This is a genomic window from Burkholderia sp. Ac-20392 (genome assembly GCF_017104585.1).
In the GTDB taxonomy this organism is placed as follows: Bacteria; Pseudomonadota; Gammaproteobacteria; order Burkholderiales; family Burkholderiaceae; genus Burkholderia; species Burkholderia lata.
The window spans coordinates 1-817 of sequence record NZ_JAAGPB010001152.1 but is presented as its reverse complement, the minus strand read 5'-3'; the positions used below and the strand labels follow the sequence as shown (position 1 = coordinate 817).

Here is an 817-nt window from a genome sequence, read left to right as displayed (position 1 = left end):
TATATGTGACGCGACGAACAACCTGGAAACGAACACCAAGATATACCCACTTTCCCTACACGACGCACTGCCGATCGCCGAACGCGACCAGCAGCGCAACCGGCGCCAGCGCGAGCAGGATCGGGCCGATCATCGGCGCGCCTTCACGCGAGGCGTGCGGGCGGTGCGGGCCGCCTCGAGCGGCTGGCGCGCAAAGCGACGGAACGAGGCGGGAATCCATCCGGCGGGCAACATGGCGACACGCAATCGAAAGAGTGACGATGCCGCCAAGTTAACACGCGCAAGCAACAGGAATAATTGTTAATTATCGGGTGTTCAATGAGAAATTCTCATTGATGAGGCGGTGACTTCGGCGGCCAGCGCACGGGCGAAACGTTCGGCCGGGCGCGACTGGTGTTCGAGCAGGACGACCGCGCGCCCCATTTGCGGCTGGCCGAACGGCAAGCGCGTGACGGGCGGCAGGCGCGCGAGCGTCGAATCGGGGAGCGCGACGATCGCCGCGCCGAGCCCTCTCGCGACCATGCGCGCGATCGTTTCCGCGCTGTCCAGCACCATCTCCTCGCGCACGCGCACGCCGATGCGGCGCAGCTCGGCGGCGATCATGCGGCCGGCCCATGCCTGCGCGTCGAAGCGGATGAACGGCAGCGAATCGAGCAGCGTGACCGCGTCGCGTTCAGCATGGTCCGGCGGCGCGAGCAGCCAGAAGCGATCCTCGTACAGCGTGGTCCACGTCAGTTCCGCCGGATGCGGGCGCACGGGGCTCGCCCCCCCCCCCCCCCCCCCCCCCCCCCCCCCCCCCCCCCCCCCCCCCCCCCCC

General features: G+C 68.8%; 2 protein-coding genes. One reads left to right on the top strand and one right to left on the bottom strand.

The features are described from left to right. Positions 1-304 (top strand): hypothetical protein (locus G3N99_RS41345; RefSeq protein WP_206125324.1); only part of this gene is annotated, 304 nt, incomplete at its 5' end. 11 nt (positions 305-315) lie between these two features. Here the strand turns inward: G3N99_RS41345 and G3N99_RS41340 are convergent. Then, a partial coding sequence (locus G3N99_RS41340; RefSeq protein WP_241012120.1) for a LysR substrate-binding domain-containing protein occupies positions 316-817 on the bottom strand: 502 nt, incomplete at its 5' end.